This window comes from Wolbachia endosymbiont (group A) of Volucella inflata (assembly GCF_947250665.1).
Lineage (GTDB): Bacteria > Pseudomonadota > Alphaproteobacteria > Rickettsiales > Anaplasmataceae > Wolbachia > Wolbachia pipientis.
Genome location: NZ_OX366338.1, coordinates 947051 through 959989, shown reverse-complemented (window position 1 = coordinate 959989; position 12939 = coordinate 947051). Strand labels below are relative to the sequence as shown.

Sequence of the window (12939 nt, the reverse complement as noted above, 5' to 3'; positions counted from 1 at the left end):
AGGAGAAAGAGAGATGTTACCAAAGATCCTAAAGAATTTTAACGTATTTGTTGATGGTCGTGGTTATGCAGGAAAAATAGATGAAGTAACCTTGCCAAAACTTACCATAAAAACAGAAGAATACAGAGCTGGTGGTATGGATATTCCAATAAATATTGATATGGGCATGGAAAAGCTTGAAGCAGATTTCACTTTTTCTGAATATGACTCTGAGCTCTTTAGGCTTTTCGGATTGATAAATAATAATGCTGTCTCTCTTACTTTACGGGGAGGATTACAAGGAAGTAATAGTGAAGCTGAATCTGTAGTAATTAACTTAAGAGGGCTCTTTAAAGAACTTGATTTTGGTAGCTGGAAACCTGCTGAAAAAGCAACACTAAAATGTATAATTGCTGCCAACTATTATAAGCTTACCATTGATGGCAGAGAATTGATTGAAATTGATGCAGAAAACATGATTCGCAAGATCGATGGTGTTGATCAAATGGCTTCTATGCCCACAGCTTTAGGGATTTAAATAAAAGGGTAAAATAATGCAAAAAATTAAATTAACTGAACCAATAAAAATCGATGGAATTTTAGTTTCAGAGCTAACTCTACGTCGTCCAAAAGTTCGAGACCGTTTAGCTGTTGAACGTATGGGTAATAGTGATGCAGAGAAAGAAGTAGCACTGATTGCAAATCTTGCAAGTATTTCAAGAGAAGCAGTAGAAGAGCTTGATCTTGCAGACTACAGTAAGATTCAAGGAGCATTACAAGGTTTTTTGTCTCAGCAGAAGACTTGAGGCTGAGCGTATTATCACTTAGCTCAATGGTTGGTGGTGGAATCAATCAGTGGCTTGATATGGATATTGAAGAATTTATTACTTGGTTTGAAAGTAGCGGAAAATTATACAAATGAAGGCAATTTCTATAGTAATTGGAGCAACACTGCAAAGCAGTTTTAATAGTACGATAGCAGGTAGCACGAAGCAACTTTCTCGTATTGGTAGTACGATAAAACAACTTGAATCATCAAGTAAATCAGTATCCAAGTTTAAACAATTAAGCCACGATGCTCTGCTTGCTAGGCGTTCTTGGAATGAACTAGGCTCTGTGGACAAAAAATATGAAAAGAGAGAAAAAGATGGTAGTTTAGCCTAATAGGTAAAAAATGGAGAAACTACCATATGCAATATTACATCAAAGAGGAAAATTGGAAACAAATTTTAGAGTTCATAAAAAGCGTAAAAGGAATGCACAGCAAAGATGAAAAACGTTTAAGAATATTCATAGAGGCAGTGTGGTACATAGTGCGAAGTGGTTGCCAATGGAGACTTTTACCAAAAACTTATGGTAATTACAGGAGTATACATAAGCGATTTAAAAGATGGTGTGAAAGAGATGTCTGGAAAAAATTGCTTGAATATACTAAACAAGAGCCTGATTTAGAAGTTGCTATAATCGACGGTACGATCATCCGAGGCCATCCATGTTCATCTGGATATACAAAAAACTCCAAGGATCAAGAAGCTTTAGGGAGGAGCAAAGGTGGCTTTACAACTAAAATACATGCGCTTGTCGATGCACTTGGAAATCCACTTAAATTTACTCTGACTCCTGGTCAAAGAAATGAAATTACGCAGGCACAAGTGTTGACCGAAAGTATCTATAACTCTACTGTAGTAGCTGACAAGGGCTACGATAGCAAAATGCCTTTGTTACAAGTCTTGAAGACAAGGGATGTACAGTAGTTATTCCGCCAAAACGGAATCGAAAAGTGCAAAGGTATTACGATGAGCATATCTACAAAGAACGTCATTTGATTGAGTGTTTTTTTGGTAAAATTAAAAATTTTAGGCGCATTTTTTCCAGATTTGATAAAACTGCTGAGGTTTTTATGGGTTTTCTCAATTTTGTTGGAGCTCTTGTATGGCTTCTCTAAAATTTTGTCCACAGAGCCTAGGAAGTACGATTTTTAGTCTGAAAGCAAACCTACTTGGAGTATTTTCATTTTTATCAGCTACAGTTTTTCCTGCAGTAGTAACAGGACTAAGAGCAATAACACTCGCTATAATGAGTAACCCTATAGGACTTTTAATTGCTGGACTTGTTACTGGTGCAGCTCTTGTTATAACTAACTGGCAAAAAGTGAAGGGATTCTTTGCTAGTTTTTGGAAATCAATCATAAAACCGATAGGAGAGGCTTTTTCATGGATGGGAGATACAGTTAGTAGCGTATTTGGAAAAGTGTCAGAAAATAGTCCAATAAAAGAATTTGAGAAGAGAAAAACTGTTATTTCGTTAGTTGATGGAGAAGCTAGCAATTTACTTTCTAAAAATAGTGTTTTTAATAATGAGAATCCTTTATCAAATAATAGTGTGATGAAAGGAATTTCTAAAAATAGCTGGAATAATGTTGAAGGATTCAAAATTAAACATGCTATTGCAGAAAAGAAATCTATAGTAGATGAGAAAGATCTCAATCTAAAAGAGTACGTAAAAAGCAAATATGAAAATAAAACTTTTAACCAAACTCAACATAATTATTTCAACATAAGTGTACAAGCAGCACCAAATCAAGATGTTCGTAGTCTTGCAGATGAAGTAATAAAAAGGATAAGAGAAAAGTCACGTGATGTTTTATTTGACACAGTAGGCTCTGTGGACAAAATTTTAGAGAAGCCATACAAGAGCTCCAACAAAATTGAGAAAACCCATAAAAACCTCAGCAGTTTTATCAAATCTGGAAAAAATGCGCCTAAAATTTTTAATTTTACCAAAAAAACACTCAATCAAATGACGTTCTTTGTAGATATGCTCATCGTAATACCTTTGCACTTTTCGATTCCGTTTTGGCGGAATAACTACTGTACATCCCTTGTCTTCAAGACTTGTAACAAAGGCATTGCTATCGTAGCCCTTGTCAGCTACTACAGTAGAGTTATAGATACTTTCGGTCAACACTTGTGCCTGCGTAATTTCATTTCTTTGACCAGGAGTCAGAGTAAATTTAAGTGGATTTCCAAGTGCATCGACAAGCGCATGTATTTTAGTTGTAAAGCCACCTTTGCTCCTCCCTAAAGCTTCTTGATCCTTGGAGTTTTTTGTATATCCAGATGAACATGGATGGGCTCGGATGATCGTACCGTCGATTATAGCAACTTCTAAATCAGGCTCTTGTTTAGTATATTCAAGCAATTTTTTCCAGACATCTCTTTCACACCATCTTTTAAATCGCTTATGTATACTCCTGTAATTACCATAAGTTTTTGGTAAAAGTCTCCATTGGCAACCACTTCGCACTATGTACCACACTGCCTCTATGAATATTCTTAAACGTTTTTCATTTTTGCTGTGCATTCCTTTTACGCTTTTTATGAACTCTAAAATTTGTTTCCAATTTTCCTCTTTGATGTAATATTGCATATGGTAGTTTCTCCATTTTTTACCTATTAGGCTAAACTACCATCTTTTTCTCTCTTTTCATATTTTTTGTCCACAGAGCCTAGAGACATTTTATTGATGTTATCTCTTGGTCCATATAAATTTACTCCGATAAGTTTAAAGTATAGTAAAGAAAATCGTTGGAGTATTATTGAGTGTATTGAAAATATGCCACTATTGCAAAATACTGGCCAAGGTGTAGAAAATATAGATTTGGAAGGAATGATTTATCTGCATAATCTCAACGGGCCAAATCAACTAAAGAATATGAAAGAAGCTGAAAAACCAAATGTTTTAGTAGATAGTCTAGGTAATATTTTAGGACAATTTGTAATTACTAGATTAGAAGAAAAGCAGATGTATTTTTTACCTAATGGACTACCGAGAAAAGTTGAATTTAGTTTGAGTTTGAAAAGCTATAGATGACCATATATCACTTAACTAAAGAAGGAGAAATGCTAGATCTGATTTGCTGGAAACATTACGGATTTACAGATGGAGTAGCGGAATTAGTACTAGCAGAGAACTTAGGTTTGGCAGAATATGGAAGCTTTTTGCCTGCAGGATTAAAGATAAAGCTTCCTGTTATTCAGAAACCAATGCAAAAGTCAAAATTAAAGGTCTGGGAATAAATGCAGCCAGATTTTATAATAGATAAATGTGAATCAATTAAAGATAGAGTTATATCATTGCGCCTTACCGATGAATCAGGAACAATAGATGATGTAGTTGAAGTGTGTGTTGATTACAGGGATGAAGACATAGATATTCCTAATGAATTGAATATTTCTTTAGGGTACAGGGAAATCGGAGTAATGCCGATGGGTGTATATACAGTTAATGAAATTACGGTGCAGAGTCCACCTAAAACCTTACTAATAAAAGCCCATGCAACAAATTTAAGACTGTCATTAAAAGAGAAAGTATCTAAAGAATGGCATCAAATTACTTTAGGTAACTTGGTTAAGGAAATTGTAAGTTAAAAACGTGATATAAAAGAGATAAGAGAGAAAGATAACCCTGCTCACTAGGAATAGGGCTATCACGGGCGTGCGCGACCGAAAGGAAATTGGTATTACAACCGTTGGTATCAAGGTACGCTAGCCCTATCTCTCGATACGTTTGAATAGTTGCTTGGGACATATATATGCACCCGTTTACAATCTTAAATTAACTAAAACTATCGAGGTTTATTATGGTTACATCTTATCAAAATTTTATTGGCATTGACATCGGAAAATTTAAAAATGTCGTTGCAATTCACAAACAGAAGAATGCTGTCGAATTTGATAATAATGCTTCTGGTTGGCAACAATTATTTCAAGAGTTTTCAGATATTCTACCTAATGCTTTAGTGACTTTAGAAAATACAGGGAAATATGAGCTTGGCTTATCACATTTTCTTACCGACAAAAATATTGCCGTGCATCGAGCTAATACTCGTAAAGTAAAAAGCTTTATTTTATCTCACGGAACTTTAGCAAAGTCTGATAGATCAGATGCAAGAGCTCTTGCTCAATATGGATTTGAACGCCATAGAACTATCTCTCTATTTGTACCTACCTCTACAGAACAATCAACTTTGGCTGCACTTTGTCAACGTCGTGATGATATTACGCAAATGAGAACTCAAGAAAAATGCAGACTTGAAGCACCGGAAAATGATCATATAAAAGAAAGCTGTCAAAAGACCATTGAGTTTTTCGATAGTCAAATAAACGAACTCAATGATACTATACAAAAGATTATTGATGAAAGCCGCGAATTACAACAACGCCAAAAAATTCTTAAAACAGTTCCTGGAATAGGTAAAAAGTTATCACAAGATTTTTTGTGTTTAATGCCAGAGCTTGGTTACTTAAACAGAAAAGAAGTAGCAAGTCTTGCCGGAGTTGCACCGCATCCAAAAGAAAGTGGTAAAGCTGTTGGTTACCGAAGGATTACAGGTGGTAGAAGTAACGTTCGTTCAAAGCTCTTTACAGCCGCTATGGCTGCTACAAGGTCAAAATCTATACTTGGCGCCTTTTATTCTAAGCTTGTTGAAAGTGGTAAGAAGAAGATGGTGGCTATAACAGCCCTAATGCTTAAAATTATAGTAATTGCTAATACAAGACTTAAAGAAGCAATTAATTTGCATACTTAAAAATCTTCACAACGGTAACTGAAATCGGCTAATGAATATGTGCGTCCACACAGACTTAAAGCACATATTCATTAGCTTAAGCAGAAATTGCTGTGGTAGCTGTTTGATATAAAATTCTATTTCTATGACAAACGGGTTTTTATTGCCCATATAATTTGCAAAATTACACAAATAAAAAAATTTTTAAAAAACATAGTTGATTGTAACTTAGAAATTGTGAAGTTTTCAGTAAAAAATTTATTAGATGTAGATACGCAAATTTCTAAACTTACTACATTACATTATGCTGCAGGAGAAGGATGCTTAGAAGTTGTCAAGTTTTTGATAAACGAAGAAATTAATGTAAATATTATCAACGGGTATGGAAGTACAGCACTTCACAATGCTGCATATCGAGGAGATTTAGAAATCATAAAGCTTTTATTGGAGAAAGGTGCAAATCCTACAATCAGAAATAAAGATGGAAAAAATCTAGGCTCTGTGGACAAAAAATATGAAAAGAGAGAAAAAGATGGTAGTTTAGCCTAATAGGTAAAAAATGGAGAAACTACCATATGCAATATTACATCAAAGAGGAAAATTGGAAACAAATTTTAGAGTTCATAAAAAGCGTAAAAGGAATGCACAGCAAAGATGAAAAACGTTTAAGAATATTCATAGAGGCAGTGTGGTACATAGTGCGAAGTGGTTGCCAATGGAGACTTTTACCAAAAACTTATGGTAATTACAGGAGTATACATAAGCGATTTAAAAGATGGTGTGAAAGAGATGTCTGGAAAAAATTGCTTGAATATACTAAACAAGAGCCTGATTTAGAAGTTGCTATAATCGACGGTACGATCATCCGAGGCCATCCATGTTCATCTGGATATACAAAAAACTCCAAGGATCAAGAAGCTTTAGGGAGGAGCAAAGGTGGCTTTACAACTAAAATACATGCGCTTGTCGATGCACTTGGAAATCCACTTAAATTTACTCTGACTCCTGGTCAAAGAAATGAAATTACGCAGGCACAAGTGTTGACCGAAAGTATCTATAACTCTACTGTAGTAGCTGACAAGGGCTACGATAGCAATGCCTTTGTTACAAGTCTTGAAGACAAGGGATGTACAGTAGTTATTCCGCCAAAACGGAATCGAAAAGTGCAAAGGTATTACGATGAGCATATCTACAAAGAACGTCATTTGATTGAGTGTTTTTTTGGTAAAATTAAAAATTTTAGGCGCATTTTTTCCAGATTTGATAAAACTGCTGAGGTTTTTATGGGTTTTCTCAATTTTGTTGGAGCTCTTGTATGGCTTCTCTAAAATTTTGTCCACATAGCCTAGATACATATTTTAGAGAATTGCGTATCTGATGTACCACACATAGCTGTACCTCTGCATTAGGAAATACACTATTTATGGCTGCAGGAAAGCTTTTTAGCCCATCAACACAAGCAATTAGAATATCTTCTACTCCTCTTTCTTTTAGATCATTTAGTACTCCCAACCAGAAGTTAGCTCCTTCACTTTCAGCTAAATAAAAGCCTAGTACTTCTTTTTTGCCATTTTGGTCTATGCCCAATATATTGTACATACATTTACTTACGCAATGTCCATCCTCTTTGACCTTAAAAAACATGCCATCCATGAACACTATTGGATATACAGATTGCAGCGGGCGACTACGCCATTCGTTGATTACCGGTAGCAGTTTGTCAGTAATACTGGATATCTCTGCTGCCGATATTTTGTGATCGTAAATTTCTTCTACATGTGATGCTATATCTCTATAGCTCATACCACTGGCAAATGTGCTCAAAATCTTTGTTTCAAGCTCTGGATGTAGGCTTGTTTGCCTTTTTTTGACTATTTGTGGTTCGAAACTTCCTTCTCTATCTCTTGGCGTCAAAAGCTCAAATGACCCTGCGCTTGTACGTAAAGTCTTTGCATTTCTCCCATTTCTTCGATTATTTTCTTCACTTTCAGCCAACAAGTGATTTTCTATTTCACCTTCCAAACTTGCCTCCAGCAGTCTTTTTATAAATGGTGTTAATGCACCATCTCTTCCTGTCAACGGCCTGCCTTCTCGTATAGACGACAGGATATTTGTTTCTAATTCTTTGTAATCTACCAAACCGGTAGTTCTGTTTACTACTTTCTGACTCATCGTCAAACCTCCATTTTTTTATATCAATTTATTACTTTTTTTTCGGTTTGACACACTTTTTTGAACCATACGCGTCAAGTTAAGAGATTGTGAGCAAATTTAGAGAGGTTAAAGTGGATACTCTAGCCCTTCTACGTTTGTCTTTTAATGAAAATCGCGACCAAGTTATAGTGAGTTTTTTAAGAAATGCTTTTAAACTATTAATTTTGGTTAATACTAAAAATAACTCTCTAACCCGCCTTTTTAGCTCAATAAATGCCTTTGTTAAGCTAAGTTCTGTATTCTTTTTCACTTCTGTGCAACCAACTATGCCGTGAAATATAAGAATTGCGCACAATTTAGCATATAGTTCACATAATACTCTGCATGGCTTTCCTTTTAGCTTATCAAGCCTGATATGGCTTTTATACAATTTAAATAATTTGCCACCTTACTCTGTAAATCGTTAATACTTGCTCAGCACTAATTTTATTTTCTGGAACATTAGTTATAAATATTGACCAGTTCAACAATTTTTGATTTCTTTTAGAGGATCCTGCGATCTTGCTAATCTATTAGCTTTCCTTCTTCTGGCCATATTCAGTTAGTTTCTGACATATAATTCTTACTCTAATTTTTGCTTCTTTTCCTAACAATACCTCGTTTTCTAAAAATCTCTAAACATTCTAATAACTCCATTTTTTGATTTGTTTCTACATCATATATGTTGGTATCGGATTTATAACGACTTATGAAATAAGCTCCTATTTCATTGATTTGTTTTTGGCACAAAATAACCGAGATCAGATATTAGCAAATCATTGCTTAATATATTACTTAAACGTTTCCTATATCCCTGGTCTGATCTTACCCCCTCCGTTAAATTAAGTTGGTCTATTATCTGATTCATGTAGTCGAAAACTAATTGTAACTTTATTCCAGACTTAGTATTGCTTTCATAGCCACTGTCCATAACCTTTATACATCTCTTCCATACTGTTAGGTAGAGTAATATAGCTACTGTCCAATAATTTAACACTATTAAATTGCTGTAAGATTTTGCAATCAACTTGCAAGATATTTTTAAAGAGAATCACAGATTCATTATACATCCTTTTCATAAATTCCACTGCTTCTTCAGTAAATCTAAAATCCAAACCTTGTTTTGTTATATCTATCGAGTCCTCGTTTAGTAATTGACACATTGTTTCTATGCTACAATTATCAACTCCTATATTACCCAAGACCATGGCTTTTACGAATGATGAACCTTTTAGCTTTCTCTTTCTTTTTATAAACCTTGTTGTAATTGAGATTTTCTCTGCTTTTTCATTAAAAAATTCTTTGAGCTTTTTTGATAAGCAAGTTATTTTATTCATTGGTTCTCTCACTAAAAGTATATCTGGGAGAACTTATACCTTATTATTCTATCTCTTTCATACCTTTATTTCCTTAACTTGACGCGTATGCTTTTTTGAACATTCCCATCTTTAGCTAAAGAAATAATCAACTGTATACTCTCTGCCGTCTCTCTTGCTAACATTAGTCATCTAAAAGGTCAATCAGCAACAAACACCAGCACGAAACCAGATTCTTATTTAAGTGAAGTGAAAGTACACAATCAGCCAGAAAAGTCTTTATGCTTTTGAAGTTTCTTTATTTCAGAGATGGGTAGACCGGTAGTTTGAGAAATGATATCGATGGAAACATTAGCCTTAAGTAAATTCTTAGCCACTTCAATTTCTCTTGCTTTTCTACCCTTTTCCTCACCAATTTGAATACCCCGCTCCGCACCAATTTTGATGCCTTCTTCTTTTCCTTCAAGTCTGCCTTTTTCTTCGCCGATGTGTATGCCTTCAAGTCTGCCTTGATCTTTAGCATCATCAATCCTTTGAGCCCAAATAGCCTCTTCTTTTTTTACACTCAAAATTCTTTCTTCATAGGCTACCAGATCTTTTTCTTTCCAGCCGAATCTATCTATTTCATCATATGCTAGCTTTATTACTGGTGCTTGTTCTGCAATCTTTTTGAGATCTTCTTCTGTAGTATCTTCTGCATACTTGAAAAAATAACACCAACGTTCTACGGTGTTTTCGAGCTCTTCTACCTTAGTCTTAGAAAATTTAGGTAGCTCAATAAAGATGAATTGTAAGTCTTTTAAGTAATGACCATTAGTTCTGATCTCACGTATATTATGAGTTGAGATATAACCAACATCTTCAAGAAATAAGTTACAATTTGAAACAGCTATAAAGTAAACTGTCTTTAAATCAACGTAATTACCAGATTTATCTAGCTGTCTTGAGTAAGCTTGAGCAGCGTATAATTGAGCACGTTGTTGAAAACTTTTATCTCTAGCAACCTGCATTTCGACAACAAATCTTCTACCAGTTGAATCCTTACAAAGAATATCAACAATACTTTGTTTATCAGAAGCAATTTCAGGAACCATAATAGTGGCTAGGAACTCGACGTCTTGTATAGCATACTCACTAGTAAGTCCTAAAATATCATTTATAAAGTGAATAAGGATATTCTTATTTTTTTCAGTGCCAAAGACTCGACGAAATGTTAGGTCGCACTTAGGATCAAGAAACTTCGAAAGAGCCATGAGAAAGTAAGATAAAAAGCATTAGTAACTATAAACAATTGTGAAGAAATATTCAACTCTTTTGTTTTTCTAAGTTCTGAATATGTTGGTGAAAAAACAGCCTTCATAGATAACCATAGAATAGCATTTTGTACTTTAACGTCTTTTTTTTACCAACTCTTCTATAAAGCACCTTAAAAGCCGGTGTACAGTCCCAGAGTGTGATGGTATGATAAAATATGAGAAAAAAATACCATCAAAGGAGGAGTTATGGGACAAATATTACATGGGTGCGCCAAAACAACACAGACGATTCGTAGAGCAATACAAAATAGAAAAGAGAGCATAGCAAAACTCTCCAAGCATTATAACCTTAATCCAAAAACTATTATTAAGTGGAGAAAACGTTCATTTACGAAAGATGCTGATATGGGTCCAAAGCGTCCAAGATCGACTGTTTTAACGCTAGAAGAGGAAGCTATAATAGTTACATTTCGCAAGTATACACTACTGCCACTAGATGATTGCCTTTACGCTCTGCAGTCTACAATTCCGCATTTGACTCGCTCTAGCTTGCATCGTTGTTTACAAAGACACAACATTAGCAGATTACCAACTGTTGATGGAGAAGTTAAGTCAAAAAAGAAATTCAAACAATATCCTATCGGTTACTTTCATATTGATATTGCTGAAGTTAGAACTGAGGAGGGCAAATTACATTTGTTTGTTGCTATTGATAGGACATCCAAATTTACCTATGTTGAGTTGCGTAACAGTGCTACAAAACCCATAGCTGCTGAGTTCTTACGTAATTTGATTAGAATTTTACCGTATAAAATCCATACTATTTTGACAGATAACGGTATACAATTTACAAACCAGAAGCGTCATAAGTATGCTTTCCAACATATATTTGATAGAGTTTGCGAAGAGAATGTTATTGAACATCGTTTGACAAAAGTTAGCCATCCTTGGACGAATGGGCAAGTCGAGCGTATGAATAAAACTTTAAAGGATGCTACAGTTAAGAAGTATTACTATCAATCGCACCAGCAACTTAAAGAACACCTTTATAACTTTGTTATGGCTTATAATTATGCAAAGAGACTCAAAACTCTTAAGGGTCTTACTCCTTATGAATTTATATGTTATCAGTGGACACAGTCTCCAGAATTATTTATACTAAATCCACACCATCACACTCTGGGACCATACACCTAGAATAAGGTTTTTTCCTTTTTGCATATTTCACCTAAAAAGGACACATTTTAGACTTCTTTGTTGCAATAAAACAGAAACAAAAGTGCTGTTTATTGCACTCTTTGGATAATTTAATGATAAAAAATTTAGAGAGAAATTTTATACACAATCTCTGACATTTTTCCTTAAGTTGACGCCATTGCCTGAACGGATACATGACAAATCTGTCGTTTATCAAATCGTCGGTAAGCCTAAAGCTATAGCCATTAAGCACGATAAAGAAAATCATTCATAATCGCTATAGCAACTAGTGTAGACACTTGACGTTCCTTGTGATTTGATAAATAGAGGTTTTTATCTGACTTCACAACAAGGGCTTCTGGGTGACTTTGAAAGTGAACATTACCATGCTTATCTTCAATAGCCTCTATTACCCCCTCACTGGAAAATGCTGCAACTTTATATCCAAGTGACTCCAATTTTCTTCTATTTTCTGGTGTATTACTTACTGCTCCTGAATGAGCATCTGGAAAATATGTTGAAAACCAGCCATTTTCATTAGGTATTAGGAATTTGGCTACTACTTCTGCTAAACGACTATTTGGAACGATCTTTATCTGCTGGAGAGGTACATCCTCTTTCTGTGGATTAGGTGCTGATTTTAAATGAGATCTTTGCTTCTCTTCATCACCCACAACACTCACTACTTCAATTCCCTTTGCATTCATTATGCCTTCACATATGCCAAGTAAATGAATTGCAGGGTTACCATCAACTATTTTTACAATTGCTTCAGTAACAAGCTGGCGATAAGGAGTGGGTGCTGAATGTAAATTATCCGGAATAAATATCCTATTTATTTTGTGCTCTTTAATGAATTGTGCAACTTCAACTTTTATTCGGTCTAATGTTAGCTTTTTTGCCAATGTTTCATCTTGTTTTGCGAGATTAAGTGACTCTGTCTGAATTTTTTTAAGGCTAATTATCTTATTATAATCAATCAGTACAGTCTTAACCCCAAAGTTATTAAACATCTCATAGATATTTTGAGATAGCCCAAGTTCATGTGCTTCTTCCGTTTTCAACAAACCAACAACTACGTCATTATTTACTGTATTTTCTGCCGTCAAGACAGTTGACGCTGGTTCTTCTTTTCTGGTTACATGTTGAGATGCCGGTTTTTCACTAACGCCAGCATAAGTAATATTGCTTAATAATAGAACTATAATTAATAGGATATTAAATATTCTGCTATAATATTTATACATATAGTTTACCCTCTCAACACTTATATCAATATCATAACATATTATAGAACGTTTTACAACAAAAAGGTAAATTTAGTAAGAAAGGAAAGTGGCCTGAGCAGGAATCGAACCAGCGACACAAGGATTTTCAGTCCTTTGCTCTACCAACTGAGCTATCAGGCCAACTGTATACTTTCATTTTT

The 12939-nt window shown here is 34.7% G+C and carries 15 protein-coding genes, 1 tRNA gene and 3 pseudogenes; 13 read left to right on the top strand and 6 right to left on the bottom strand.

Translation table 11 applies throughout. The annotated features are described in order from the left end of the window. Window positions 1-13: 13 nt before the first annotated feature. The 6 genes and pseudogenes from OOK85_RS04920 to OOK85_RS08025 all read left to right on the top strand — a co-directional run. Window positions 14-517 carry a phage major tail tube protein gene (locus tag OOK85_RS04920; RefSeq protein WP_264702509.1) on the top strand — a complete coding sequence of 168 codons (504 nt, stop codon included), beginning with the start codon at window positions 14-16 and terminating at the stop codon, window positions 515-517. Between the two features lie 16 nt (window positions 518-533). Then, window positions 534-785 (top strand): phage tail assembly protein, encoded by a 252-nt coding sequence (locus tag OOK85_RS04915; RefSeq protein ID WP_264702507.1) that lies wholly within the window; start codon window positions 534-536, stop codon window positions 783-785. Window positions 786-897: 112 nt separating this feature from the next. Beyond that, window positions 898-1143, top strand: a complete 246-nt coding sequence (locus tag OOK85_RS04910; RefSeq protein ID WP_264702505.1) for a hypothetical protein — start codon at window positions 898-900, stop codon at window positions 1141-1143. 26 nt (window positions 1144-1169) lie between these two features. Continuing rightward, window positions 1170-1733 carry an IS5 family transposase gene (locus OOK85_RS04905; protein WP_406719965.1) on the top strand — a complete coding sequence of 188 codons (564 nt, stop codon included), beginning with the start codon at window positions 1170-1172 and terminating at the stop codon, window positions 1731-1733. Window positions 1734-1759: 26 nt separating this feature from the next. Continuing rightward, a complete protein-coding gene (locus OOK85_RS07860) occupies window positions 1760-1924 on the top strand; it encodes a hypothetical protein (RefSeq protein WP_406719964.1) in 165 nt (54 codons plus the stop codon). Window positions 1925-1941: 17 nt separating this feature from the next. Beyond that, window positions 1942-2637 (top strand): annotated as a pseudogene (locus OOK85_RS08025) (phage tail tape measure protein); the annotation flags it as partial. Between the two features lie 18 nt (window positions 2638-2655). Here the strand turns inward: OOK85_RS08025 and OOK85_RS04890 are convergent. Beyond that, window positions 2656-3408, bottom strand: a complete 753-nt coding sequence (locus OOK85_RS04890) for an IS5 family transposase (RefSeq protein ID WP_264702263.1) — start codon at window positions 3406-3408, stop codon at window positions 2656-2658. Window positions 3409-3504: 96 nt separating this feature from the next. Between OOK85_RS04890 and OOK85_RS04885 the strand changes: the two genes are divergently transcribed. The 6 genes from OOK85_RS04885 to OOK85_RS04860 all read left to right on the top strand — a co-directional run bounded on the left by OOK85_RS04885 (window position 3505) and on the right by OOK85_RS04860 (window position 6876). Then, window positions 3505-3852, top strand: a complete 348-nt coding sequence (locus tag OOK85_RS04885) for a phage tail protein (RefSeq protein ID WP_319803677.1) — start codon at window positions 3505-3507, stop codon at window positions 3850-3852. After that, window positions 3849-4058, top strand: coding sequence for a tail protein X (locus tag OOK85_RS04880; RefSeq protein ID WP_264702496.1), 210 nt, complete (start codon window positions 3849-3851; stop codon window positions 4056-4058). Before OOK85_RS04885 ends, OOK85_RS04880 begins: the two co-directional genes overlap by 4 nt. Next, window positions 4059-4409 (top strand): hypothetical protein, encoded by a 351-nt coding sequence (locus OOK85_RS04875; protein ID WP_264702494.1) that lies wholly within the window; start codon window positions 4059-4061, stop codon window positions 4407-4409. It begins immediately after the preceding gene. A 212-nt stretch (window positions 4410-4621) separates the two neighbouring features. Next, window positions 4622-5569 carry an IS110 family RNA-guided transposase gene (locus tag OOK85_RS04870; RefSeq protein ID WP_264702207.1) on the top strand — a complete coding sequence of 316 codons (948 nt, stop codon included), beginning with the start codon at window positions 4622-4624 and terminating at the stop codon, window positions 5567-5569. 216 nt (window positions 5570-5785) lie between these two features. Then, the gene (locus OOK85_RS04865) at window positions 5786-6097 is read left to right on the top strand and encodes an ankyrin repeat domain-containing protein (RefSeq protein WP_264702492.1); all 312 of its coding nucleotides are present in this window, start codon (window positions 5786-5788) and stop codon (window positions 6095-6097) included. A gap of 26 nt (window positions 6098-6123) precedes the next feature. Beyond that, the gene (locus tag OOK85_RS04860; RefSeq protein WP_264702164.1) at window positions 6124-6876 is read left to right on the top strand and encodes an IS5 family transposase; all 753 of its coding nucleotides are present in this window, start codon (window positions 6124-6126) and stop codon (window positions 6874-6876) included. Here the strand turns inward: OOK85_RS04860 and OOK85_RS04855 are convergent. The 3 genes and pseudogenes from OOK85_RS04855 to OOK85_RS04845 form a co-directional block, all read right to left on the bottom strand. After that, window positions 6848-7720: pseudogene (locus OOK85_RS04855) on the bottom strand (IS256 family transposase); the annotation flags it as partial. The gene OOK85_RS04860 and the pseudogene OOK85_RS04855 sit on opposite strands and share 29 nt — an antisense overlap. Before the next feature lie 79 nt (window positions 7721-7799). After that, window positions 7800-9078: pseudogene (locus OOK85_RS04850) on the bottom strand (IS4 family transposase). A gap of 242 nt (window positions 9079-9320) precedes the next feature. After that, window positions 9321-10310, bottom strand: a complete 990-nt coding sequence (locus OOK85_RS04845) for an Rpn family recombination-promoting nuclease/putative transposase (protein WP_264702490.1) — start codon at window positions 10308-10310, stop codon at window positions 9321-9323. A 249-nt stretch (window positions 10311-10559) separates the two neighbouring features. Here OOK85_RS04845 and OOK85_RS04840 point away from each other — a divergent pair, with 249 nt between their 5' ends. Then, window positions 10560-11510 carry an IS481 family transposase gene (locus OOK85_RS04840; RefSeq protein ID WP_264702189.1) on the top strand — a complete coding sequence of 317 codons (951 nt, stop codon included), beginning with the start codon at window positions 10560-10562 and terminating at the stop codon, window positions 11508-11510. 245 nt (window positions 11511-11755) lie between these two features. On the opposite strand, the gene OOK85_RS04835 is transcribed toward OOK85_RS04840, so the two are convergent. Continuing rightward, the gene (locus OOK85_RS04835) at window positions 11756-12757 is read right to left on the bottom strand and encodes a gamma-glutamyl-gamma-aminobutyrate hydrolase family protein (protein WP_264702488.1); all 1002 of its coding nucleotides are present in this window, start codon (window positions 12755-12757) and stop codon (window positions 11756-11758) included. An 89-nt stretch (window positions 12758-12846) separates the two neighbouring features. Next, window positions 12847-12919: transfer RNA gene (locus OOK85_RS04830), tRNA-Phe, on the bottom strand. Between the last annotated feature and the right edge of the window lie 20 nt (window positions 12920-12939).